Consider the following 25,650-nt stretch of genomic DNA (forward strand, 5'->3'; position numbering starts at 1 on the left):
CAATGTAGCGGCATCCACCGGGATTCTGGCAGGGTTATTATTAAACAAAGAATTGATCAATCAGGTTCTACGGAGAGACATTATGCAACAGTCTGTGATTTATCAGGAGTGGCGAGAAGAATTTCTCCAGGAAGGTCGTCAGGAAGGGGAATCTGCGCTCGTCCTGCGACAACTTTCCCGTCGCCTTGGTGAAGTGACTCCTGAACAGCGATCGCAAATTCAATCTCTCTCAATTAATCAACTGGAAGCTTTAGGAGAAGCCTTGTTAGATTTTACCAAACCCGAAGATTTAGAGGAATGGTGGCGATCGCTTCTGTAGGTGAACTTGGTGTTAAAACTATTTGGTTGGGACTGGGAAGGTGACAGGATATCAGCGAGACTTGGAAACTATCTGATCAAATTAGTTCCCCCATAGAACCCCCTTGAGCCATTTTGCACACTTTTCTCTCTTTGTCAAATTTTATGTTAAGAAAGATGTGACTAATGGATAGGGGGAGAAGGGGAAAAACAAACCTAAGATTAACCCTGCACCATCACCGAGGCAGCCGCAGCCACACCGGCGCCGGGGGTGACACCTTCGACACCTAACTCGATTAAAGTCGCTTCAATGGCAGCGATAACCGTGAGGATATCCCTCTCACTAGCAAAACCTAAATGACCGATACGGAAGATTTTACCCTTGAGGTGATCCTGACCACCAGCCACAGCGATGTCGAACTTTTTATTGAGAGTCGAGCGAATTTGTTCCGCATCCACCAGAGTGGGGGCCACGGCAGTAATCGCCGTGGAAGCCCAGGAATCCGCCGCGTAGAGGGGCAAATCCAGGGCGCGCATACCGGCCCGAGTCATCTTCGTTAAGCGTTGGTGACGGGCGAAAATTGCCGCTAATCCCTCCCTTCTCATCATTTGCAGAGAAGCTTGTAAACCGTACATCAGGTTAACTGGAGGGGTAAAGGGGGAACTATCCTCATCGGTGGCTTTTTTGTATTTGCCCAAATCCAGATAAAAACGGGGCAGTTTGGCGGTTTCGTAGGCTTTCCAAGCTTTTTTACTCACGGAAACAAAACCTAAACCGGGAGGAATCATATAACCTTTCTGGGAACCAGAACCGACCACATCTAAACCCCATTCATCGATGGGAATATGATAAGCTCCTAAACTGGTGACAGCATCGACGATAATTAAAGCTTCCCCGTGGTCTTTTACCGCTTTGTTAATGCTTTCCAAGTCATTGAGAACCCCGGTGGAAGTTTCCGAATGGGTAATAATTACCGCTTTGATGGCTTTTTCCTTATCTTCGGTCAGTTTAGCGGTGAATGCTTCTGGATCTAGGGGTTTACCCCATTCTGCCTTAACTAAATCCACATTTAAGCCGTAGGCTTTCGCTAATTTCCCCCAACGTTCCCCAAATTTACCATTATCCCCCACCAAAACTCGATCGCCGGGGCTGAGAAAATTAATAATTCCCGCTTCCATGGCACCGGTTCCCGAAGCGGTTAACATTAAGACATCGCCACTGGTTTGATGCAACCATTTAAGATTTTCGGTTAATTCGGCGATTACCTTGCTAAAAGCACCGGTCCGATGACCTATAGGCGCTTTAGCCATAGCCAATAATACCGCTTCCGGCACTGGTGTGGGGCCGGGAATCATCAACATATTTTTATTTTCCATGGTTCGTCCTCTCTCGTTGGGCTATATTTAACAAGATAAAAAACCAAATCTCGATCGCATCAATTCTGAGGGGATGATTTAAGATTCGGCAAACTCTGATTATATCCCGGGAGGCAGCCTTGTCAGTATTCAGGGGATAGGGTGATAGGGTTTTGGGGTGATAGGGTGGTCACTGCGTGCGCGTTGCGGGGGGTGTTAGGGTTTTATTTGAAATTACCCACTTCCCCACTTCCCCAATTCCCCAATTCCCCACTTCATAATTCATAATCTATAATTCATAATTCCCACTTCCCCACTTCCTAACTCCTATTCCCGATTTTCAAAGAGTTTCTGGATACCTGCGGCAGGATCGGGCAGTTTTACCAAAGATTCGCCGATTAGAACCGCATTTGCTCCCGCTTGCTTCACTTTCGCCAGATCTGTTGCTGTGTGTAATCCCGATTCGCTGACGATCAGAATACCTTTTTCTCGCACCTTTTCACCCCTGGCTTCTAGTAATTGGCGAGTATTGTCTAAATCGACTGTAAATGTCTCTAAATTGCGGTTATTGATGCCGATTAGTTCGATTCCCTCAATGGCTAACACTCGATCGAATTCGGCCAGACTATGCACCTCTACCAAAGCTGTCATCCCTAAACCCTTGACAATTTTGACAAAATATGCTAGGTCTTGATCGCTTAAAATAGCGGCAATTAAAAGGACAGCATCGGCTCCTTTAGAGCGAGCGTAGTAGATTTGATAGGGATAAAGGATAAATTCTTTGCATAATAGGGGTAAAGATACCGCTTGCCGGACGAGGCTAAGATTTTCGTAACTACCTTGAAAAAACTTACTATCGGTTAAAACCGATAAACAAGTGGCTCCTCCCTGTTCATAGGTACGCGCGATCGCTACTGGATCAAAATCTTCGCGGATGACTCCTTTGCTAGGAGAAGCTTTTTTGACTTCGGCAATCAAAGCGGGTTGGGTTTTACCCTGTTTTAAGGCGGCTAAAAAGTCGCAAGGTGGCGCAGTATTAGCTATTTTTTTGCGTAATTCCAATAAAGGCAACCGTTCGCGCAATTTATCGACTTCTATCTCTTTATGCCAAACGATTTCTTCTAAAATATTTTGTGGTTGTGCCTCTGGCACTTTCACCACATAACTCAAACTCTCAACTTTAACGGCAGGATTGGGGTGTTTTCTTCGGATCTGCATTTTTTCACTGTCCAGAGTGTGAACAGTGATTAGTTTAACAGTGATTAGTTATCGGTAATTGAAATAGAGACGCAGTTAACCACGTCTCTACAGACATTTATCTATACTTGTGTGGATATTCCCAATCTTCACCGAAAGGCTATTGCATAGCTTCGATCGAACGTTCTAAAATTTTATCTTGGAGTTTTTCGTCTTCTTGACGATTTTCGGTTAATAAAACCCGCGCTTTCGCAGTTTCTGCCTCTCCTTCCCCTAAAAGCTCCTCTGTACGAGTTAAGACATTCTCTTCGAGCATTCCTTCTGCTTGTCGTTCTTGGGTTAGATTGAGACGTGCTTTTTCTTGAATATTCATAAATTTATCCTTGCCACAGGTGCGATCAACTTCTACCTTCAGTCTGACACAAATTTACTATTCTGTATCATTAACTACAGAAAAATTTAGAATCTTACCAGCGAAACCGAGATTTAGGTATTTGTTCTCATTCCTTAAATAGACAGGGATCGATCGACCTCAAGCTATACAATAAAACCCATGGAACAATTCCCCAGCTTAATCAAGCCCGTATATCGGGGTAATAAGTAGGGAGGCACAATTATTTGTAGGATGGGTTAGCGGTAGCGTAACATAATCGGGCGTTGGGTTTCATGCTTCAACCCAACCTACGTTCATCTTATATTTAATTCCACCCACCCACTTAATTATCGATTGCCTAAACCAAGAGATTTCTTGACCGTATCCGATTCTATCGTAATATCCTATTTGCAGAGCTTATGACCAAAGGTAATTTAAACGATCTCATCCGTACAGAAGCTAATAAAGAGGTAGAATCCCAAACCTCTCCTTCTCCCAAACGTTCTAAGGAAACAAACGCCACCCTACAGGCAAAAATTAACGACTTGACAACAGAATTAGAAAAAACTGAGAAAAATCAGCAAACTCTCCAAGAAAAAGTTATTTCTCTGGAAAAAGAACTTCAAGAACATCTGGAACTCTCTGTCAGTTTACAGCAGTTACAACAACAGACTGAGCAGCTAGAATCTGTCCTCTCGGAAAAAACTACTTTGGTGGCACAATTATCGAGTCAATTAAGTCAATCCCAGACGGAATTAACCGAGAAAAAACAGTTAATTGAAAAATTATATAATCAAATTAAAACCCTAGAAAATAGTCCCCCCCCCACCCCTGAACCCTCACCAATTACCAAACCTGCGCCGAAGAAACCCAGTCTTTATAACTTTGAAATGGCAACTTTAGCCCGTTATATTGCCCCCAATCCTACCCCCACAGAGTTAACGGATTCCGAAATCGGTTGGTTCGATTAATTATGGCTAGTAAAAATCAAGAACAACAACATCCACAGGAAAGACTAGATCGCCCGATTGTTGATCAGCTGCTGCAATCAGAACCCAATGATTTAAACTTAGCTGAATGCGCTCGTTTACGCATACGTTATCAAAACTTTCCGGGAGCAAGAGAAATCCAAAGAGATTTAGATTTAATCCTAGAAAAATGGCAGTTAGATGAAGCTAGTTTATGGGCAAAAACTCGACAACTGCACAGTCACGGACAAGTGTATCAAATTCGCCAAAGCGAGGAGCAACAGGATTGGAGTTAAATTGCAGCAGTTATCTTAATGGTGCGAGAGGAAAAATCAAACCTATAATTTGATTTTATCTAATAATCTCTGAAACGGATTTTTCGGTTTACTTGCTGGTGGATCTGCGGGGGGATTAGGATCATCTAGATAACGATAATATTTCCATATATCCCAGTAGGGACATCCCGGTTCGATGCGAATTCCTGCCCAATGTAAATATTTTAAGGGCTGATTTAATCTCGGATCGATTAAGATATTCCCCTGACGTTGAAAATGAGAACTTCCCCCCCAATTTCCCGCTTGAAAACCCGGAGCGCGGACAATATTAAATCGATTGGGAACTCGTTTGAGAATGGTATAATTAATAATCGGTTGATCGGAGGTTTTTTGAGAAAAATCAAAATATTCTGGATGAGCAGCACATTCTTGAAAAGCACTATATAATTCCTGTTCTGAGAATAGATTCTTTTTACTAGCCCAAAAACCACCGTTAAACATCCCAGTTAGATCATTTTCTGTGAAGATTCCCTGTTCTAAAACAATCGGATTAAAGACGTTAGTAATCCCTTTTTTGTGTTGGTAATCACAGCAGAGAAAATCGTAGGTATCGAGGAAATTTAGATTATCTATTATTTTTTCAAAAACTACGATATCGGTATCGATATAAAGAAATTGATCTAGTTCTCCAAACCAACACACCTGCTTGCGAAATTGATTGGGACGAGCAAAGAATTTTTCTCCAAAAATATCATAGATTTTTTGTGCTAATTCTTCCACTAATTGCAGATCGGGATAGAGAATAACGCCATATTTTTCTGCCAATAAATCGGCAATTTTTTGATAATTATTGTCGTAGGGAATCAAGATGACGGGAGAATCGGGATCGTACAAACGAATACTATTCATTAATGCGATCGCTTGATCAATAACTCGATCGTTAGCGGTAATGTAAATTCCTCGCTTCATAAATATCCTAGGGGTAAGAGTTAGAAATAATTATATAGCAGTTATCTTAATGGTGAAGTAGAAAGTTTTCCTTTTGGGGAGTCAGCCATCAGCTTTTTTCTCCCGATATCCCTGTTCACTGATAACTGATCACTGATAACTGAATAGCTGATCAGCCTTTCTCTGTCAACTCTTAAGGAGTGGTGCGTTTGATTTTTGAATTGGCGAATAAGTAGGGAGGCACAATTATTTGTAGGATGGGTTAGCGGTAGCGTAACATGATCAAGCGTTGGGTTTCATGCTTCAACCCAACCTACGTTCATCTTATATTTAATTCCACCCACCCACTTAATTAAGGAAAGATCACTGCTACTTAAACAGTTTTTTCTTAAGTTTAGCCAGAGAACTCTGCATCCATAATTTTTTAAGTCGCAGGGGTTCTAAACCTTCTATATCAGCCGGATAGCGTTTTTTAATATCAAAGAAATCATTAATTTCTCTTAAAATTGTTTCAAAACGTGGTAGTAATTTTTCGGGATGATAATCATCGAGAAAATTAGCCGGTAAAGAATTGACGGGAAAATTACGGGCATAATTAAGAATACGTTCCAGATCGTATTGAGTGGAATAAGCCCCGATTTTTTGACAATTGAAACCGGGATCGAGATAATCGGCTAAGGCGCTATTAACGCTAGAAAATACCGTACAGCCACAGGCTAAAGCTTCCAGGGGCGGTAAGCCAAAACCCTCCGTTAAACCGTTTACAGCCCAATATTCAGCCGAATCGTAGAGATAAACCCGACTGCGATTGAATAATCCCAATAAATCCTCCACATAGCTATCTAAAACCTTAACGCGACAGTGGGGACGGAGGGCGGGAACTAGACGATTGAGAAGATACTTTGAGGATTTGCGCCCCTGTACTAGGACATCGATATCCCTTTCTAAGCCTAAATTGAGAAATTCTGAGCCAATTTGATTAGGAAGATAGTAAATCAAAGCATTAGGAGCTTTTTCTCCCCAATAACCCATAGTATGGCGGCTAACGGTGATAATTGGTATTTGGGAGGGTAAACGAAAGCCGTAACCTGTACTATGGGCATGATAAATGATATTATGCGATCGCAATCTTGTCACCAATTTAGGAACATCAAAACCCCAGCTAACCACAAAAATACTGTCATCGGAGCTTATTTTTGCAAGTATATCCTCTAAAAAAGGGTAATTTAACTCTTTTTGACGATAAGTCACAATCTGGGCGCTACAAATTTGACTAGCCAAATTGACGGTTTTCATTTCTGCCCACAGTCCACCCCCACCAAAAGGAGAAGTAGTACCGGGCAAGAGAAAATAGAGGTTTCTCATCAGGATAATAAGTGGGTGGGTGGAATTAAATATAAGATGAACGTAGGTTGGGTTGAAGCATGAAACCCAACGCCCGCATAGTTGACGCTACCGCTAACCCATCCTACAAATAATTGTGCCTCCCTACTTAGAAGTTTTGGTTAAGCGGTAGTTTGGAGACTTGGCTATTCTATACTTAATTATTAAGGTGTGAGGTATCTAAAAGCAATAGTCGATCGAGCATAGATATTATTAAATTATGTTTGCCACTGATAAATACTTAGAATTATTAAAGCAATACCCTCCTCGTCCTATTCACAATGAGGAAGACTTAGAAATGATGCAGGAGGTTATTAATCGCCTTTTAGACAAACCCCAATTAACGGTAGAAGAAAGGGAATATCTAAATGTTTTAGGGTCTTTAATTTATGAGTATGAGGAAAATCAAGAGCCAATACCTGATATTTATGGAATTGAATTGTTGAAATTCATATTAGAGGAAAGAAACCTACAAAAGCAAGATTTGCTATCTATTTTTGAAAGCAAGTCAACCCTGGATGATATTTTTGATGGGCAACAAGAGTTAACTCCTATCTACATTCAAAAATTAGCCAATTTTTTAAATATATCTCCTGATTTATTTTTTCCTAGTTAGTTACAAAAAATGCGTTAGACAGTTAGGCTGATTTCCTGTCTTAACGCATAGGTTAACGGACTAAATTAAAGCCCGATAACGCCCCAAAGCCAGTAAAGGAAAATACTGCTGATAGAAGTGATATTTTAGGTAAAAATGACAGGGAAAACCTGTACCGGTGAAGTAATCTTCATCCCATGTACCATTTTCTTTTTGGGTAACAAGAAGATAGTTAACACCCTTTTCAATCACTTCTCGCTGATAATTGCCGGTGACTTTCCCGACGGCTAATAAACCGATTAATGCCCAAGCTGTTTGGGAAGCGGTACTATTTCCCTGTCCTTTAAATTTAGGGTTATTGTAACTAAAACAGGTTTCACCCCAACCACCATCAACATTTTGACAACCGCTTAACCAATTGGCTCCTTTTTGCAATTGCTGGCGATATTTATTCGGTTCCAGAAAAGCCAAAGCAGATAACGCCCCACTGGTTCCATAAATATAATTTACACCCCAACGACCAAACCAACTACCATCAGCTTCCTGTTCTTTTTCCAGATAATCCAAAGCTTTTTTAACTCGATTTTCCTCCATTTTAACATCACAAGTGCCTAACATTTCTAGAACTCTGGCAGTCACATCAGCCGTATTAGGATCGATCATTGCTTTTAGATCGGAATATGGCAAAGAATTAAGCCAGTTTTGATCGTTATCGATGTCAAAAGCTCCCCAACCACCAGCTTTACACTGCATAGTCGCCATCCAATTAACTGCCCGTTTCATCACACCTTTTTTAATATTTTCATCGGGCATTTTAATCAACTCTAAAGCCATCACCACCACTGCCGAATCGTCTAAATCGGGATACCAGCGATTGTCAAATTCAAAAGCCCAACCGCCGGGGGTTCCGATTTTATTTTTAATCGCCCAATCGCCATAATCAAGAATTTGTTGATCGATTAACCATTGTCCCGCTTTAATCATAGCTGGATGAGCAGGATTTAGCCCAGATTCAATTAGCGATCGAATTACCCAAGCCGTATCCCAAACCGGCGACACACAGGGCTGTACACAATAGGTATTATCTGTCTGAATGGCAAAATTATCCACCGCTTTTAAACCGCGGGCAACAATCGGATCATCAACATCATAATCTAGGGCTTTTAAAGCTAACAGGGAATTTAACATCGCCGGGATAATTCCCCCCCAATCCCCTGTGTCTTCCTGTCGTTCAATTACCCATTTTTCCGCCGCTTTCAGACTTGCTTGACGGAAGGGAACTAAATTAGTTTTTTCTGTCCATTTAAACAGTCCATCTAACCAGAGAAAAACATCTGACCAATTGTTACTTTTTGGTAACTCATACTTGACATTATTCAACCCTTCTGTATAGAGTTCATCGAGATTAAAACCCATTTTATACACAGGTTTTTTGTCGAAAACAATTAATAAAGGAACCGTACTTCCCCGCGCCCAACTGGACATTTCATAGATAGTAAAAGGGAAATTTTCCGGCAGTAGCATGATCCAAGCGGGGATAGAGGGAACCCCCTGCCAATCATAACAACCAATCAAAGCGAGGTGCATTTTGGTGAAAATGCGGGTTTTGCTGATGCCACCTTGAGCTAAGATAAATTCTCTGGCTTTTTCTAAAGCAGGATCATTAACGGGAATTCCCAATAGTCGCAGCCCCATGTAGGCTTCCACAGTGGTGCTAAGATCGCCACCATCCCCATAAAATAACTCCCAAGCGCCGTTAGGACACTGTTGCTGACGCAGATAGGTGGCTGCTTTGTCTAGGGGGCGATTTTTGTCAGTTTTCCAGATTTTGTGCAGTAAAATTGCTTCTGAGGTGATGGTGACATTAGATTCTAATTCTGCCCACCAGTAACCCTCAGAGTATTGGGTAGAAAGTAAATAATTTTGAGAAAGTTCGATCGCTTTCGCTGTTTTAGCGGCTATTTCGGTGATTTTGTCCTGAATCTGCATTTTTTTCCGTTCGACAACCTCTAGAGACCACGAGTACAAATAAGATAATCTTATTTACAAAGTTTTTAATAAGTAGGTAAAGGATGGGCTTTTGTTCCCAAACAATCCAATAAAGGAATCTGCTTTGGTTGCCAATTTCTTTTTTCTTTTGACTGATTACTGTTTACTGATAACTGATAAGTGGGTGGGTGGAATTAAATATAAAATGAACGTAGGTTGGGTTGAAGCATGAAACCCAACGCCCGATTATGTTACGCTACCGCTAACCCATCCTACAAATAATTGTGCCTACCTACTTAAATCAGGTCCCCCACTCCCCTGAAGACAAAAAGGGTACGAAACTCGCACCCTACCAGATTGATCTTAATTTAACTTACTTTTTCTTTTTGCCTTTAGCGGGCGGATTATCCTTCGCTGCCGGTTCCGGGGCTTTTTCCTCCACTTGCGGGGCTGCTGCCACGGGTTCTGGGGGTTTTTGTCCCATTTGGGCGGCTACTTCGGCGGCGAAATCCGTTTCTTCTTTCTCGATCCCTTCACCTAGTACAAAGCGTTGGAAACGACGCACCTGAATATTTTCTCCTAAAGCGGCGATCGCTTGTTTGATCAACTCCTCCACACTGATGTTCTGATCGCGGATAAAGGGTTGATCGAGCAGAGAAAGTTCTTTCAAACGTTTTTCAATGCGACCAGCCACGATTTTTTCTTTGATATTATCGGGTTTATTGGCTAAATCGTCCCGTCCCATCTCAATTTCTTTTTCTTTGGCGGAGATTTCGGTGGGAATATCGGCTACTTTCACATATTCGACGTTAGGACAAGCGGCAATCTGCATCGCCACGTCATTAACCAATTTTTTGAACTCCTCGCGACGGGCAACAAAATCGGTTTCGCAGTTCACTTCCACTAAAACACCGATGCGACTGCCGGTGTGGATGTAACTGCCGATCATCCCTTCTGCCGCTACCCGACTGGCTTTTTTCTCGGCGGAAGTAATCCCTTTTTGACGCAACCATTCGATCGCTTTAGTTATATCCCCCGCGTTTTCCGTCAGCGCCCTCTTGCAATCCATCATGCCGGCGCCGGTCTTTTCCCTAAGTTCTTTAACCTGTTGTGCTGTAATTTCTGCCATAAAATTCCTAACCTACTGCTTATAGTTGATCATGCCACGAGAGGGGCAGGTTTTACAGAATCGATAGGTCCGGAAAGTTTACCCCCGAACCTAGCGGCAATCAATAGCTAATTTTCCCTAGTTATCGTCGTCTCCACTGGCAAATTCGGCGGCGTATTGGGAATAATCACCTTCTTCCTCGTACTCGGTTTCATCCTCGTAGTCTTCCTCGTATTCTTCCACCGCTGCTTGACCACCGCGACGACCTTCGATGATCGCATCGCTAATTTTGCCTAAAATCAGTTTAACTGAGCGAATTGCGTCATCGTTGGCGGGAATCGGCACATCTACTAAGTCAGGATCGCAGTTAGTATCCAAGAGGGAGATGATGGGAATGCCCAATTTTTGACATTCTTGGATAGCGTTGTATTCCCGACGCTGATCCACTACGATGACTAAATCCGGCAGCCGGCGCATGGTTTTAATGCCACCGAGGTATTTTTCTAGTTTGCCTAATTCCCGACGCAGTACCGATGCTTCTTTTTTCGGTCGTTTATCGAGGGCGCCGCTATTTTCTAATTCTTCTAATTCTTTGAGTCTTTCTACCCTGCCGCGAATGGTTTCCCAGTTGGTTAACATTCCCCCCAACCAGCGTTGGTTAACGAAGTGGCTACCGCTGCGTAAAGCTTCCTGTTTAATGATTCCTGCTGCTTGCCGTTTCGTACCGATGAATAAAAAGCGTTTACCGCGATCGGCTTCTCCTCGGACAAATTCGTAAGCTTCTTCGATTAATTGGGCAGTTTGCACCAAATCAATGATATGAACCCCATTTCGGGCAGTGTAGATGTACTGAGACATTTTCGGGTTCCAACGGCGCGTTTGATGGCCAAAGTGAACCCCAGACTCTAGCAATTCTGCGAGAGAGACAACGGGCATATTTTTCTCCTTTTCGGGTTTATCCTCCATCTAGGGCTGGATTTCTAGATTCCTAGAAACACCCGATCGCCTAGATGTGCGATTTTTGACAACTTTTCTAGTCTAACACGAAAGGGCGCGATTGCATACCCGTAAATATTGGGTACTGAGGGCTTGCTACTGTAATTCCTCAAGTTTTTTCAAAACCGCTTCTGCATGGGCTTTTACCTTGACATTTGACCAAATATAGGCAATATTTCCCTGGGGGTCGATCAGGAAAGTGGAGCGTTTAATCCCCATATATTCCTTACCCATAAATTTTTTTAATCCCCAGACTTGATAAATTTCCGCCAGTTGATGTTCGGTATCGCTCAATAATTGAATAGTTAAATGGTGTTTTTCAATAAAACGACAGTGGGACTTCTCTGAATCGGGACTAACTCCTAGAATTACCGCGTTTAATTGCTGAAATTGCGGTGACAAAGCGGTAAAATCGATCGCTTCTGTGGTGCAGCCCGGGGTGTTATCTTTGGGATAAAAATATAATACCAACCACTGACCGGCAAAATCTGCTAATTTGCTAATTTCGCCTCTTTGGTTGGGGGTAGCAAATTCGGGGGCTTTTTGTCCAACTTCTAGGGTCATTTTTAGGAGTGTAAAGGCAAGAGTAGGAAAGGAGCAAGGGAGAGAGAAAGCAATAGCCAGACTTGATAGTTAAATCTGGGAAGTTCGGGTTTTTCTGACTCGACTAAAGCATCGATTCTCTCTAATAAACGATTATTTAAAGAATTATCACTCAGAGCGACACAGCAACTATCGGAGAAGTTTATTTCCGCTACTTGATTAACTTTTTCTGCTACTAAAAGCAGCGATTCAGCTAATAGTAAATAATCCACTTGTCCAGAAGCGTACTTATCGGCGCGTAATTCCCGCAAGAAGACCAATTCTGACCATAAATTCTCACTATTGGGCAGCCAAGAAGACATTGATCGCAGCCAACCTAACCAGAAAAACCAGAAGGTGTCATGATATTCTTGGTGAGCTTGTTCATGGGCTAAAACTGCTTGTAAATGTTCTTGATCCAAGAGATTTAATAATCCTTGGGTTACAATTAATTCCGACTTCCAGAAGCCAACTCTGGCACTGTAGGGAAAATCCACTGCTAAAACTCTCGCCTTCTGAGTGGTGATTTTTTTGAGGGGATAACTGCTAAAATCCCGATGGGTTTGCCAAGTTTGATAGGAAAGTTTTATTAGACAAAATAGAGCAAAAACTAGCCAAATTATGGCGCTAAAGTAACTAATTAAACTGGAGTTATAGCCCAACATTTGACCGCGATAGCCCATACAAACCACCGATATAACTGTCATTAACAGCAGCAAAGGAGGAAAGAGGAAGAAAAATAGCGTTGTCTGCCAACGACGCTGATAGGTAGGCAGAAACCAACGTAAACCAATAGCGATAGTTAATGCTAGTAATAACATTGAACCGTGCATTAGCTTTCTCTCCGTTGTTGACGCAGGGTATCTAAACGAGATGCGATCGCTTTTAATTGTTCGACACTAGCAGTATCGAGACTATCGGCAAAAGAAGCCACCACATCCGCATTACCAATGGCCAAAAAACGATGTAATTGTTCGTAGGCTTTAATTGCCTGTGCTTGTTCCTTAGAAACCATCGGTTTCCAGTAGAAAATCCGACCCTGTTTATAACAACTTAACCAGCCTTTATTAGTTAAACGACGCAGTACCGTAGTCACAGAAGTATAGGCTAGATCCCGTTCTGGATCCGCTAAAATGCGATCGTGGACATCCTTAACGCTGACGGTTTCCAATTCCCAGACAATATTGAGAATTTCCGCTTCTAGGGGGCCTAGTGATAACTGTTTTGGTTGATAGGTCGGCAATTGAGCCATAGTTACACAGAAATGAAGATTACTTTCCTGATCATAGCGGCGGATATCGATCGCCTGATAAAATAGCAACGATCCTTTATATTGTCTTTATGTCCACCGAAACTAATTTAACCACAACTACGGGCGCTGATGCCATCGATGTGGCGATCGCTAATGGCATTGATTTTGATGGTTCCCCAATTCCCCAGGCAAAATTGGAACTTTATCACCGGGTAATGGGTTTGGAAGCAGGACGACAAAGAAGCGGGGTTTCTAACACGATGAGATCGCGAATTGTCCGCATCGGGGCCAAACATATCCCCCAAGAGGAATTAAATCAGCTGTTGTTAGCCGCCGATTTTGCTCCTCTCAAGGACAAAGAAATCGCTTTCTACTATCATCTCAAGTAGTCAAATTTTTGCTCGCCATTTTTCGCCTAGACTGCTTGCGGTTAACTGGATTGTTGGAAAAATTAGGCAGGGAGTCTAGGTTGATCTAATGCTCAAGGACACCTCGAATAAAAGATTTTGTTAACAAAGTGTTGGTCGAGGAAATCTCCTTGATATACATTGATGGAGAGGGAATAATTTTAAATAATTAACAAGGCGCTCCGTCCCTCAAAATCCGATTTTTCGAGGTAGCCTAGACATAACGTCTTGGTTATTGCCTAAAATTAAACTTTTTTTTGCCCATCAATTTAAAAACTTGCGTTTTTTGGATCATTTTAGCCTAGAGGGCTGGGTAGTATAAGTTACGGCAAAGTTGATTGGTTAATTTTGTCCATCAGTGTAATCTGGGTTAAATCTCTCACTTTTTCCGTTATCGATTACTCAAGGGGTAGCTCGATCGATTGGACTTATTGAGAAAATCTTCGCAGTAATTGAGAATAAACCAAGCTTTCATCAGGGTTTCAGGCGGTGCAATGCTAAAGTAAATCTATTTTTCGAGGTACCCCCAAGAGATAACCACTGATTCCGAGCCGGTAATGATACACTAGGCATGATTTAACTACAAACCTCGATCGCAAAAGGAAATAAACATCGATGAAAGCCATGATTTTGGCAGCTGGCAAAGGAACTCGTGTCCGTCCGATTACCCATACGATTCCCAAACCCCTGATCCCGATTTTACAAAAGCCGGTGATGGAGTTTTTGTTGGAACTGTTGCGACAGCATGGCTTTGATCAGATCATGGTGAATGTCAGTCATTTAGCCGAAGAAATTGAGAGTTATTTCCGCGATGGTCAGCGTTTTGGGGTGCATATCGGTTATTCTTTTGAAGGTAGAATCGAAGAGGGCGAGTTAATCGGTGATGCCCTAGGATCGGCGGGCGGTTTACGACGAATTCAAGATTTTAATCCCTTTTTTGACGATACTTTTGTGGTTCTCTGTGGTGATGCACTGATTGATCTCGATCTAACCGCAGCGGTTAAATGGCATCGAGACAAGGGAGCGATCGCCACTATTGTCACCAAAACCGTCCCCAGAGAGGAAGTATCCAGCTATGGGGTGGTGGTTAGCGACGAGGAGGGAAGGATTCTCAGTTTCCAAGAAAAACCCGCCATCGATGAAGCTTTAAGTACCTGCATTAACACGGGTATCTATATTTTTGAACCAGAAATCATTGATTTTATTCCCCCTAATAGTAAATACGACATCGGGGGCGAGTTATTCCCCCAATTAGTCGCTAAAGGTGCGCCTTTCTACGCTTTAAACATGGATTTTGAATGGGTGGATATCGGTAAAGTCCCCGACTACTGGCAGGCAATTCGCGGGGTGTTATCCCGGACAATTAAAAATGTTGCTATCCCCGGCATCGAAGTTAAACCGGGCATCTACACGGGCTTAAATGTGGGGGTAAACTGGGATCGAGTCGATATCACCGGACCTGTGTATATCGGGGCAATGACGCGCATTGAAGACGGGGCGAAAATTGTCGGTCCGAGTATGATTGGCCCAAATTGTTGGATTTGTGGCGGCGCGACGGTGGATAATAGCGTTATTTTTGAATATTCTCGCCTCGGTTCAGGGGCCCGTTTGGTGGATAAGTTGGTCTTTGGGCGCTATTGTGTTGATAAAACCGGCGCGACGATCGATGTGGAAGCGGCAGCCTTGGATTGGTTGATTACCGATACCCGCAAGGTTCCCCCAGAATTTGATCACCCTAAACATCAGGCAATTCGTTCTTTATTTAATCAAGGAAAATAGGGAGATGGGGAAATGGGGAGATAGGGAAATGGGGAGGTGGGGAAATTTGAATTAATACCCTAACACCCTAACACCCCAACCCCCAACCCCTTTTTTACTTTTTACTTTTTACTTAACACCATGTTTGATTGCCCTGTTGATCTTCTCATTCTCTCCAATGGTCCCGGAGAAATATCCACATGGGTGCGTCCAGTTGTCAAGAGATTGCGACAAAACTTAACAGAAGATCGATCGCGGTTGCGGATTTCGGTGATTCTTTCCCCTTGTACTCATTCTATGGGGGCGGAAACGGAAGTAGTTAGGAAATATCCAGAGGTCGATCGAGTCCAGTCGCCAGAAAACTTCTTTAATTTTCTTTTCTGGGGAAAAACCGCCGATAATTGGGATTGGCACCCCAAGGGCATCGTTTTATTTTTAGGGGGCGATCAATTTTTTGCCCTCACCATCGGTAAACGTTTGGGTTATCGCACCGTTATCTATGCGGAATGGGAAGCGCGTTGGTATCGGGGGATCGATCGCTTTGCCGTGATGAATACAAGTGTATTAAATAATATTCCCCAACAATATCAGCATAAATTTACTGTTATCGGCGATTTAATGGTAGATTTGCCCACTGCTATCACCCCCGATGATACTACCTTAATTGCACTCCTCCCGGGTTCCAAACCCTCGAAATTAGCCCAGGGTGTACCCCTAACCCTAGCCATTGCTGAAAAGATACACGCGCAGGCTCCCCAGACTAAATTCTTAATGCCCGTCGCTCCTACCCTAAATTTAGCTTATTTGGCGAAATTTGCCGATCCTAGCTATAATCCGATGATTACTAAAACCGGTTGGAGTGCTGCCCAATTAAAAAACGGAGAAAAACCCTATCTAGAAACAGCTAAGGGGGTAAAAGTTGACCTAATTACCGATTTTCCCGCCCATAACCAGCTTTCTCGCTGTCATTTAGCTTTAACGACGGTGGGTGCTAATACTGCTGAATTAGGGGCGCTGGCAATCCCGATGATTATTTTACTACCGACTCAGCAACTCGACGCGATGAGAACTTGGGACGGTTTACCCGGTTTATTAGCCCAACTGCCGGGGGTGGGTTCTTTATTTGCTAAGATAATTAATCTCTATATGTTGCGGAAAAAGCGTTTATATGCTTGGCCAAATATTTGGGCTGGTGCAGAAATTGTTCCGGAATTATTGGGGGAATTACAACCAGAAGAAGTGGCAAATATGGCTATATCTTGGTTAGAAAATCCCGAACAATTAGAGGCTATCCGGCAAAAATTGCGGGCAGTGCGCGGGCAAGCGGGAGCAGTGGATAAGTTAGTATCTATTATTGCCGAACAACTGTCTAGTTTCTAAGCAATTAGAGAATTAACCTTGTTGGTAGTGAGGATCAATTGCGATTAATTTATTAACAGTTTGATAGAATTCCTGCTGATAAAATTCCCGTTGATTGCTGTCGAGAGCATTAATTAATTGTTCTTGACAGTAGCGACGATATTCCATTAAACTAATTTTTTCCATAGCTATAATAGCATTTTTAATCTGTTCTTCTGGCTGTAAAATTTCCTGACTGGTATGTTCATTTAAGTTAAATAAAGAATTAAAATCACGATTTTTATCTGTGGTGATTATCAATAAATGATTCTGTAAAGCTGACATCAAATCTCTTGGGTTAGTAATTTGGGTTTCTAACTCTAGAATTACTTGCCATAACCAACGATAATCAGGGACATTAAAAATTAAATCTTTTTCATCCAAAAGTTCGCAAATGAGCCTCCGATATTCGGGAGAATGGAGATAGATTAATAATAATAACCATTCGGCTTTTTCTGAGCCATTTTTTTCGGACTTATCTAAAATATTTTTCCTCTTAATTGCCAGAGATTTTCCTTGAGGTTTATTAACCTGTTTAGAGAGATTTTTTAAAATATAAGGCAAACGAGTAGCATCTTTTTGAGCCAAAATTTCAGCACAATAATCTAGATAAAAAGTCCGTTGATTGCCATCGATTAACTTTTGCAGTAAACTCACCATACTATTGGCTATTTGTTGAAAATGTAGTCCCTGTTTTAAATCTTTATTAACCAACATTTGCGATATTTGCCAATCAATCCAAAAAGGAGATTTTTCGATTAATTCTTGATAACTATTCACACCGTCAGCACGAGATTTAAGAAATTCGTCGGCATCTTTACCATCGGGAAGATTGAGGATTTTTAGGTTGACTTGTCCCGAATAAACTAGAGAGTTAATTTCCTCGATCGCCCGTTTTGTCGCCTTAATTCCCGCTTGATCGGCATCAAAATTAAAGATTATTTGTTTACTTTCACTGTAGCGCAAAAGTAATTTAATTTGCTCTTGACTTAAAGCTGTTCCTAAACAAGCAACCACATTAGTGATACCAGCAGCATGGAGAGCGATCACGTCAAAATAACCCTCGACAACTATCGCTAAATCTTGCTGAATAATTGCCTGTTTAGCTCGATCGAGAGCAAAGAGAGTTTTTCCCTTTTCAAATAGAGGAGTATCGGGAGAATTTAGATACTTTGGTTGTTCATTACCTAACGTGCGACTACCAAAAGCGATCGCACGTCCTTGACTATCAAAAATAGGAATCATTAAACGATCTCGAAATTGATCGTAATAACCGCTACCATTTTGACGTGCTTTAATTAATCCTGCTTGTGCCACTAAAGCCACAGGATAGCGCTTTTGTTCCACTAAATAACGATAGAGCGTTTCCCAACCTTCCGGAGAATATCCCAGTTGAAAAGTTGCGATAGTTTCTGGGGTTAGTTGTCGTTGTACCTTGAGATAATCTAACGCTTTTTCCCCTTGGGGTTGACTAAGGGCGTGTTGATAAAAACTCACCGCCACGGCCATTATCTCGTATAATTGTTCCTTGAGGGATAATTGCTGTTCTAATTCCTGACGCTGTTCTACTGCTAGAGTTTTAATCGGGATTTGATACCTTCTAGCAAGCTCGAAAACCACTTCACTAAAAGATTGTTTCCCCACTTCCATGAAAAATTTAATCCCGTTTCCCCCCGCACCACAGCCAAAACAGTAATACATTTGTTTGGCAGGACTAACCGTAAAACTAGGGGATTTTTCCTCGTGAAAAGGACATAAACCGACGTATTCCCTTCCCCTTTTTTTGAGGACGACTCTCTCGGAAATTAAATCCACAATATCAATTCTTTGTTTAACTTCTTCGATCGTATCTGGATGTAGTCTCGGTGTATCCATAATCAGTTATCAGTTATCAGTTATCAGTTATCAGTTATCAGTTATCAGTTATCAGTTATCAGTTATCAGGAGTCAGTTTTAAGTGAGCAGTATATATTAAGTGAGCAGTATTAAAGCTGATCACTGAAAAATCTCCCCAACACCTACCACCCCCACTAACGCCCTTTTTGACTCCCGGAAATTCGCACCCACAAGTAATAAGAAAGGACTTGACTTTGGCGGCGGCTTCTGCTATGCTTTTCTCATAATGGAAATCTGTGCAAATTTTGCTGGACTCAAATATTCCCATTATAAATAAAATCTTTTAAAAATATTATCTCAAAATCTCCCGACAAAAACAAGCAAAATTTCGCCCATAATTGTTAAGTTTTGTGAAAAATACAGAGACCGGCAGGGAAAGAACTGATTACTGATCACTGAAAAACTTCCCCACTGAGATAGCTGCATTTTGTCCTCCGAAACCGAAACTAAGACAGAGACAATTGTGCAGGGAAAAATTAACAGCTGATCTAGTTAAATTTAATTGAAAAGGCGACTCGCGCACACCGACACAGGGGGGAATTAGCTGATTTTTCAGAGCCATTAAACAAAAAGCCACACCTAATGCCCCCGAAGCCCCTAAAGTGTGTCCTGTTGCGCCTTTTGTCGAGCTTACAGCCACTTGCGAGCCAAAAATGCTGGCGATCAGGTTTGCCTCCCGTTCATCGTTTAAACGCGTGCTAGTGCCGTGGGCGTGAATGTAATTAATTTCATCTTTTCTTAATTGACTTCTGTGCAAACATAGTTCTATGGCTTTGGTAGCGCTACGATTATCCACCGCCGGGGCGCTAAGATGATCGGCATCACAGCTAAAACCATAGCCCAAAATTTGCCCGTAGATGGGGGCATTTCTGCTTAAAGCCAATTCTTCCGATTCAAGGACTAAAATCGCCCCACCTTCGCCCAAAACTAAGCCCTCTCTAGCTATATCAAAAGGATAACAGCCCGTTTTCGCCAAAGCTCCCATCTGTTCAAATCCCACCAAAGTTAAGGGAGTGATCGGAGTTTCGATCGCCCCGGCTAAAACTCGATCGCATTCTCCCATTTTGATTAATTCTACACCTTGGGCGATCGACCAGATAGCCGTGGCACAGGCCGCCATGGGTGCTAAGACTGGGGCGCCGGTTTCTATAATTCTAGCGGTCAATACCGAGGCGCGATCGGGTAAACTATCTAACCAGTTTTCTACTATTCCCGTCGCTGCCATCTGTTCCCATAAACCCTGACAACCGCGACTAGAACCGATAGTGACAGCACAATCCTTTAAGGGAGGGGTTAACTTCGCATCTTTGAGGGCAGCAATCAAAGCAATTTTGGTTAAATCCTCTAAAAATGCCGGTTTGTGACCGATTAAACCCAAGGGTAAAGCGGGTAAATCAGAAAAGGGTTGTTGTCTAGTTATACCAGTTTTGCCCTCTAGTAATCTTTGCCAACTCTGACTTAAATTTCCCAGAGAACTGATCAACCCAATTCCCGTCACCACAACATTCATTTATCAGTTATCAGTTATCAGTTATCAGTTATCAGTTATCAGTTATCAGTTATCAGTTATCAGTTATCAGTTATCAGTTACCAGTTACCAGTTACCAGTTATCAGTTATCAGTTATCAGTTATCAGTTATCAGTTATCAGGAGATGGCTTTTATTTATTCTTCCTAAACCCTACACCCCACTACCCCACTACCCCACTACCCCACTACCCCACTACCCCACTACCCCACTACCCCACTACCCTACACCCCACACCCCACACCCCACATCCCCTCCTACCAATGACAGCCATAATCACGAAACCTGAACAATCAGGAGAATTATTGTTAAAATTGTCTCGCGAAACGGTTCCCACCATCGATAACGGTAAAATTCTCGAATTAAGAGAATCGGGAGCCAGTAAAGCTCAGGAATTAGCCATTCCGGGCAAAAAAGACGAAGAATGGCAATTCACCGATTTAAGTCAACTCTGGGCGATCGATTTTCGCGCCCCCCAAACCGTTACAATCGATAAAAATGCCCTAGCTGTTTTTTTACTGCCCGAAGCCAAAAACAGCCGTTTAGTCTTCGTTAACGGCATTTATCAGCCTGAATTGTCCGATATCTCCGCTTTACCCCCCGGTGTCAGCGTCAGCAATCTTGCCAATGCACAAAAAGATGTTCTTGTCAACTATCTAGGGAAAGAAAAAACCCCCGAATTTTTTACCGCACTCAACCAAGCTGGTTTAAGCGATGTCGCAGTAATTCACGTCACCGCTAACACCGTCGTCACAACTCCCATACATCTCTTATTTATCACCGTTGTGGAGGAAATTCCCCGCTTTTATCAGCCCCATAGCCTCATCGTGGCGGAAACGGGAGCCAGTGTCAATATTATCGAGAATTACGGAGCTTTAGCCGAATATTGCTCCGATTTACCTGTAAATTACTCTTATTTTACCAACGCTGTCACGGAAATTTACCTCGAAGCCAACGCCGAAGTCATCCATACCAGAGTACAACGGGAATCGGGAGATGGTTTTCACATCGGACGCACGATAATTGAACAAGGGCGTGATAGCCGTTACACTCTCAACGAGATAAATCTAGGAGCTAAACTCTGCCGTCATAACCTCGATATCCTGCAAAAAGGAGAACAAACCGAGACAAATCTGCACGGATTAGCCATGATTACCGGACAACAAACCGCCGATACCCACAGTGCCATCTATCTCAACCATCCCCACGGTATCAGCAACCAACTGCATAAATGTATCGTTGATGGTAGCGCTCATGCCATCTTTAATGGTAAAGTGTTTGTTCCCAAACCTGCCCAATTAACCAACGCCTCCCAGTTAAATCGGAATTTGTTAATTTCTAACAAGGCACGAGTCAACACCAAACCGGAATTACAAATTACCGCCGATAACGTCAAATGTTCCCACGGGGCAACCATTAGCCAACTGGAAGCCGATGATTTATTCTATCTGCAAAGCCGGGGCTTAAGCGCCGACACCGCCCGCAGTTTGTTAATTGATGCTTTCTCGGCCGAGATTTTAGCTAAAATTCCTCTAGAATCCCTCCGCCAAAGATTGGGGCAATGTGTCGCCTGTCGCAGTGTGGAATAACTCTACCTGGGTGGGTGTCAACCTGCCCAAAGTACCCCTCTGACTCCTGACTAAAATGACAATTATCCAAGAAAAAACCCTCGCCCAAAAAGTCCGCGCCGATTTCCCTATCCTCCATCAAACCGTACACGATAAACCCCTTATCTATCTCGATAGTGCCGCCACTTCCCAAAAACCGATTCAAGTATTAGAAACCCTGCGAAACTATTACGAAAAAGATAACGCCAATGTGCATCGGGGGGCGCATACTTTAAGTGTCCGGGCAACGGAAGCCTACGAAGGAGCTAGAGATAAGGTGGCTAGGTTTATTAATGCCGCTTCTCGTCAGGAAATTGTCTATACTCGCAACGCCACGGAAGCGATTAATTTAGTCGCCTACAGTTGGGCATTAAATACCCTGAAAGCAGGGGATGAAATTATTCTCTCGGTGATGGAACACCACAGTAATTTAATCCCCTGGCAAATTGTCTGCCAAAAGACGGGGGCGGTGATTAAATATGTGCAATTAACCAGCGACGAAAGCTTTGATTTAGAACAATATAAATCCTTGTTATCTGACAAAACCAAATTAGTTGCTGTCCTCCATGTTTCCAATACATTAGGCTGTATTAATCCCGTTGCCGAAATAGTCAGCCTTGCCCATCAAGTCGGGGCGAAAGTATTAATTGATGCCTGTCAAAGTGTCCCCCATTTAGCCATTGATGTGCAGTCCATAGATTGTGATTGGTTGGTGGCTAGTGGTCATAAAATGTGCGCCCCCACCGGCATTGGATTTTTGTATGGCAAAGAGGCTATTTTAGAGGCAATGCCGCCCTTTTTTGGTGGTGGCGAAATGATTGCAGAAGTCTATTTAGACCATTTTACCTGTGCCGAACTGCCCCACAAATTTGAAGCCGGAACCCCCGCTATTGGCGAAGCGATTGCCCTCGGTGCTGCGGTAGAATATTTAATGGGTTTAGGGATGGGTAATATTCATGCCTACGAAGAAGAATTAACCGCCCATTTGTTCAAAAAATTAGGAGAAATTGAGGGTTTAAGAATTTACGGGCCGCCACCTAGTTTAACGGGCCAAGGTCGGGCTAGTTTAGCCGCCTTTAATGTGGAAGGGATTCATGCTAGTGATTTAGCCACTTTATTAGACCACGAAGGAATCGCTATTCGTTCTGGTCATCACTGTACCCAACCTCTACACCGCCTTTTTGATGCTTCTGGCAGCGCGCGGGCAAGTCTATATTTTTATAATACCCCAGAAGAAATCGATCACTTTATTGTCGCCTTACAGGAAACTATCGATTTCTTTGCCAATTGTTTTTCTTAGGGGTATCTCTGGCCCTTTTCCTGTTCTTAAAGAGTGAAGGAAGTTACCTATTATTATCAAGGAATTTGTCCTGAAACGGGCGAGTTATTGCGCTTGCCCCGCACTCTTTTGGCTGAAAAAATCGCCCAAGATTTGATGACAACTATCACCAATCCTGAAGGCAAAATGTATGGGATTTTATTAGGAGAAAATGCTGCTGGCGAAATAGAGATTTTAAAAGCTTTTTCTGGACAGGGAGAAGCTACTGGCTGGGTTCCGTCCCTAGTGGGGAGAGAAAAAATTATGCTGGAAGAAAAGCGCGTTTTGCAACTTTTAGAAACAATTAAACAGGAAATTATCACCCTGCAATCAATCCCAGAACATAATTTATATCGACTCAATCAAGCAAGTTTTGAGTGCAAAATCCAAGCTTTACAGCAACAACATCAAAACAATAAACAGGAAAGAGATAGATTAAGAAATTTAGGAGATTTAAACTCAGAAGAATTAGAAAAGTTAAATAATCTCAGTCGTCAGGAAAAAAGAGCAAGAAAGCAATTAAAACAGGAACAAAAACAAGTTTTAGAACCCTTAATTGAGAAAATAAACTTAGCCAATCAGAGAATTATTGAACTTAAGCAACAGCGTAGGAACCTCTCCAAACAGTTACAGGAATTGCTGTATCAATCCTACTGTTTAAATAACTTTTCTGGACAATCTCTCTCCTTGGCTAAATTGATGGGTAGTAATTTGTTACCGACGGGAACAGGGGAATGTTGCGCCCCAAAATTATTAAATTATGCCGCCATGAAAGGATTAAAACCCATCGCCATGGCCGAATTTTGGTGGGGAGAATCGAATCGAGATAGAAAACAGGGAGAATTTTATGGCGCTTGTCAAGAAAGATGTCAACCTCTCATGGGTTTTTTACTCTCTGGTTTACGTTCATCCCTAGAAATTATCTACGAAGATGAGGGAATAATTGCTATTAATAAACCCGCAGGATTATTATCGGTAGCAGGACGTTATCAAGATAGTCAAGATGCCGTGGTTAATCGTTTTCGTCGTCAAGGGAAAAATCTCATTCCCGTTCATCGTTTAGATAGAGAAACTTCGGGTATTTTATTACTAGCTAAAAGTTTAGATATTTATCGTTGTTTATCCCAACAATTTCAACAGCGACAAGTGGAGAAAATCTACGAAGCTATATTATCAGAAATTGTTGAGCGAGAATCGGGTATAATTGACCTACCTCTCTGGAGAAATCCGCAAAATCGACCCTATCAAACTGTGGATTGGCAAAGGGGAAAAGCTAGTCAAACCTATTTTAAAGTTGTCGGTAAAGAAGGCAATTATTCTCGCATCGAATTTATTCCCTACACGGGAAGAACTCATCAAATTCGTGTTCATAGTCAAGCGGGATTAGGGATAGGAATTTTAGGCGATCGCTTGTATAATGGTAAGCAGTCCGACCGTTTATACCTACACGCTAAACAATTATCTTTTCGTCATCCTCAGACCGAAACTAAAATTGACCTAATCATTCCCACCCCCTTTTGAGAGCTATAATTGCTAACGGCCAAAAACTAGCTATAATATAGCAATTCCCCTAGTTGTGAGGTACAGAGTCTTAGGTTTTGAGGAGTCAGAAGTTAAGATTTTGGTGTACCTCATGAGATTGGGAAACGCTATAAACCGATTTACTAACATGGGTACAAGGTCAGCCAGAAAATAAATAGGGTTGGCTGAATATCAGTGCAATCCTTGCTAAAAAAGGTTTTTGGCACTTTTTTGGTTAAAAAGTGCTAGAAACAAACGTTGAGAAATCGATCCGAGGGACTCAAAACCCTTAAACTTTTTCAGCTTGTCCGAGCGGGATTACCAGTGCCATAGTTGGAATTTTCTGTCTGAATGATTCTCATCGGAAACATAAAAAAGAACTTGATTCCTTGCTCACTCTACAATTTCAGAAGTTTAATAAATCTCAGATTATGACCTTCTAAAGTATTGTAAAGTTTCAATACAAATATAGTCATATATAGTCATTCATGGTAATATGTACAGACAAAACTATCAGACTATGCAAAAAAAACAGGAATAAGTTATCGAACGGCTTGGAGGTGGTGGAAACAAGGGAATTTAACAGGTTATCAATTGCCTTCTCGTACAATTATCATAACGGATGACAACCATTCAAAACCCGACGCTGAGTTAAAAGACAACGGATAATAATGTTAGTAGCAGAAAGACACATTATCAAGAAAGGACATAGATTTTGGGCTGAGATAGATAATTTATCTTGGCAGTCTAAAAATCTTTACAACTCAGCCAATTATTTAATCCGACAAAACTTCATTTATGGTCATGGCTATTTGACCTATAATCAGATGGCCTCTCTCATGAAAAAGACAGAACAGTATCAAGCTTTACCCGCTAAAGTTTCCCAACAAGTTTTAAGA

The 25,650-nt window shown here is 42.2% G+C and carries 23 protein-coding genes and 1 pseudogene; 11 read left to right on the plus strand and 13 right to left on the minus strand.

The genetic code is table 11. The annotated features are described in order from the left end of the window. A partial coding sequence (locus O9324_RS03665) for a DUF4351 domain-containing protein (RefSeq protein ID WP_287695791.1) occupies positions 1 to 319 on the plus strand: 319 nt, incomplete at its 5' end. A gap of 200 nt (positions 320 to 519) precedes the next feature. On the opposite strand, the gene O9324_RS03670 is transcribed toward O9324_RS03665, so the two are convergent. From O9324_RS03670 to O9324_RS03680, 3 genes are all read right to left on the minus strand, one after another. Continuing rightward, positions 520 to 1,674 carry a pyridoxal-phosphate-dependent aminotransferase family protein gene (locus O9324_RS03670; RefSeq protein ID WP_287630149.1) on the minus strand — a complete coding sequence of 385 codons (1,155 nt, stop codon included), beginning with the start codon at positions 1,672 to 1,674 and terminating at the stop codon, positions 520 to 522. A gap of 306 nt (positions 1,675 to 1,980) precedes the next feature. Further along, positions 1,981 to 2,871, minus strand: coding sequence for an indole-3-glycerol phosphate synthase TrpC (gene trpC, locus O9324_RS03675; protein WP_108936365.1), 891 nt, complete (start codon positions 2,869 to 2,871; stop codon positions 1,981 to 1,983). A gap of 139 nt (positions 2,872 to 3,010) precedes the next feature. Beyond that, positions 3,011 to 3,223 (minus strand): hypothetical protein, encoded by a 213-nt coding sequence (locus O9324_RS03680; RefSeq protein ID WP_002760983.1) that lies wholly within the window; start codon positions 3,221 to 3,223, stop codon positions 3,011 to 3,013. A gap of 419 nt (positions 3,224 to 3,642) precedes the next feature. On the opposite strand from O9324_RS03680, the gene O9324_RS03685 reads away from it, so the two are divergent. Then, complete coding sequence (locus O9324_RS03685) at positions 3,643 to 4,194, plus strand: hypothetical protein (protein ID WP_288139506.1); 552 nt, start codon at positions 3,643 to 3,645, stop codon at positions 4,192 to 4,194. Positions 4,195 to 4,196: 2 nt separating this feature from the next. Next, positions 4,197 to 4,487, plus strand: a complete 291-nt coding sequence (locus O9324_RS03690) for a DUF3288 family protein (protein WP_046662919.1) — start codon at positions 4,197 to 4,199, stop codon at positions 4,485 to 4,487. 42 nt (positions 4,488 to 4,529) lie between these two features. Here the strand turns inward: O9324_RS03690 and O9324_RS03695 are convergent, their stop codons facing one another. Both O9324_RS03695 and O9324_RS03700 read right to left on the minus strand, forming a co-directional pair. Beyond that, positions 4,530 to 5,435: an Npun_R2821/Npun_R2822 family protein gene (locus tag O9324_RS03695; RefSeq protein WP_287630152.1), complete on the minus strand. Its 906-nt coding sequence runs from the start codon at positions 5,433 to 5,435 to the stop codon at positions 4,530 to 4,532. Positions 5,436 to 5,783: 348 nt separating this feature from the next. Further along, positions 5,784 to 6,779: a glycosyltransferase gene (locus O9324_RS03700; protein WP_287630154.1), complete on the minus strand. Its 996-nt coding sequence runs from the start codon at positions 6,777 to 6,779 to the stop codon at positions 5,784 to 5,786. 238 nt (positions 6,780 to 7,017) lie between these two features. Between O9324_RS03700 and O9324_RS03705 the strand changes: the two genes are divergently transcribed. Further along, a complete protein-coding gene (locus O9324_RS03705; RefSeq protein ID WP_193955994.1) occupies positions 7,018 to 7,413 on the plus strand; it encodes a helix-turn-helix domain-containing protein in 396 nt (131 codons plus the stop codon). A gap of 60 nt (positions 7,414 to 7,473) precedes the next feature. Here O9324_RS03705 and shc read toward each other — a convergent pair whose 3' ends face one another. The 6 genes from shc to O9324_RS03735 form a co-directional block, all read right to left on the minus strand. Further along, positions 7,474 to 9,381 (minus strand): squalene--hopene cyclase, encoded by a 1,908-nt coding sequence (shc, locus tag O9324_RS03710; protein ID WP_288139507.1) that lies wholly within the window; start codon positions 9,379 to 9,381, stop codon positions 7,474 to 7,476. Positions 9,382 to 9,754: 373 nt separating this feature from the next. Further along, positions 9,755 to 10,510 carry a translation elongation factor Ts gene (gene tsf / locus O9324_RS03715; protein ID WP_002767851.1) on the minus strand — a complete coding sequence of 252 codons (756 nt, stop codon included), beginning with the start codon at positions 10,508 to 10,510 and terminating at the stop codon, positions 9,755 to 9,757. Between the two features lie 117 nt (positions 10,511 to 10,627). Further along, entirely contained in the window at positions 10,628 to 11,425 is a 798-nt protein-coding gene (gene rpsB, locus O9324_RS03720) for a 30S ribosomal protein S2 (protein ID WP_287630158.1), read from the minus strand. Positions 11,426 to 11,581: 156 nt separating this feature from the next. Continuing rightward, positions 11,582 to 12,049, minus strand: coding sequence for a thioredoxin-dependent thiol peroxidase (gene bcp, locus O9324_RS03725; protein WP_288139508.1), 468 nt, complete (start codon positions 12,047 to 12,049; stop codon positions 11,582 to 11,584). A gap of 2 nt (positions 12,050 to 12,051) precedes the next feature. Next, complete coding sequence (locus O9324_RS03730; protein ID WP_287630161.1) at positions 12,052 to 12,900, minus strand: M56 family metallopeptidase; 849 nt, start codon at positions 12,898 to 12,900, stop codon at positions 12,052 to 12,054. Next, entirely contained in the window at positions 12,900 to 13,388 is a 489-nt protein-coding gene (locus O9324_RS03735; protein ID WP_002767846.1) for a BlaI/MecI/CopY family transcriptional regulator, read from the minus strand. Before O9324_RS03735 ends, O9324_RS03730 begins: the two co-directional genes overlap by 1 nt. Before the next feature lie 20 nt (positions 13,389 to 13,408). Between O9324_RS03735 and O9324_RS03740 the strand changes: the two genes are divergently transcribed. From O9324_RS03740 to O9324_RS03750, 3 genes are all read left to right on the plus strand, one after another. Then, a complete protein-coding gene (locus tag O9324_RS03740) occupies positions 13,409 to 13,708 on the plus strand; it encodes a small RNA NsiR4-regulated ssr1528 family protein (RefSeq protein ID WP_287630162.1) in 300 nt (99 codons plus the stop codon). Positions 13,709 to 14,341: 633 nt separating this feature from the next. After that, positions 14,342 to 15,505 carry a nucleotidyltransferase family protein gene (locus O9324_RS03745; protein WP_002767844.1) on the plus strand — a complete coding sequence of 388 codons (1,164 nt, stop codon included), beginning with the start codon at positions 14,342 to 14,344 and terminating at the stop codon, positions 15,503 to 15,505. Positions 15,506 to 15,625: 120 nt separating this feature from the next. Further along, on the plus strand, positions 15,626 to 16,864 hold the full coding sequence (locus O9324_RS03750) for a glycosyltransferase family protein (protein WP_288139509.1): 1,239 nt from the start codon (positions 15,626 to 15,628) through the stop codon (positions 16,862 to 16,864). Positions 16,865 to 16,876: 12 nt separating this feature from the next. Here O9324_RS03750 and dnaG read toward each other — a convergent pair whose 3' ends face one another. Next, on the minus strand, positions 16,877 to 18,757 hold the full coding sequence (gene dnaG, locus O9324_RS03755) for a DNA primase (protein ID WP_288139510.1): 1,881 nt from the start codon (positions 18,755 to 18,757) through the stop codon (positions 16,877 to 16,879). Positions 18,758 to 19,163: 406 nt separating this feature from the next. After that, positions 19,164 to 20,288, minus strand: coding sequence for a beta-ketoacyl-ACP synthase (locus tag O9324_RS03760; RefSeq protein WP_288139511.1), 1,125 nt, complete (start codon positions 20,286 to 20,288; stop codon positions 19,164 to 19,166). 280 nt (positions 20,289 to 20,568) lie between these two features. Here O9324_RS03760 and sufD point away from each other — a divergent pair, with 280 nt between their 5' ends. From sufD to O9324_RS03780, 4 genes and pseudogenes are all read left to right on the plus strand, one after another. Next, the gene (sufD, locus tag O9324_RS03765) at positions 20,569 to 21,894 is read left to right on the plus strand and encodes a Fe-S cluster assembly protein SufD (protein WP_288139512.1); all 1,326 of its coding nucleotides are present in this window, start codon (positions 20,569 to 20,571) and stop codon (positions 21,892 to 21,894) included. 55 nt (positions 21,895 to 21,949) lie between these two features. Beyond that, positions 21,950 to 23,212: a SufS family cysteine desulfurase gene (locus O9324_RS03770; protein WP_288139513.1), complete on the plus strand. Its 1,263-nt coding sequence runs from the start codon at positions 21,950 to 21,952 to the stop codon at positions 23,210 to 23,212. Between the two features lie 33 nt (positions 23,213 to 23,245). Then, positions 23,246 to 24,751, plus strand: coding sequence for an RluA family pseudouridine synthase (locus O9324_RS03775; RefSeq protein WP_288139514.1), 1,506 nt, complete (start codon positions 23,246 to 23,248; stop codon positions 24,749 to 24,751). Positions 24,752 to 25,422: 671 nt separating this feature from the next. Then, positions 25,423 to 25,650 (plus strand): annotated as a pseudogene (locus O9324_RS03780) (transposase); the annotation flags it as partial.

The organism is Microcystis sp. LE19-84.1B, from assembly GCF_027531875.1.
Classification (GTDB): Bacteria; Cyanobacteriota; Cyanobacteriia; order Cyanobacteriales; family Microcystaceae; genus Microcystis; species Microcystis panniformis.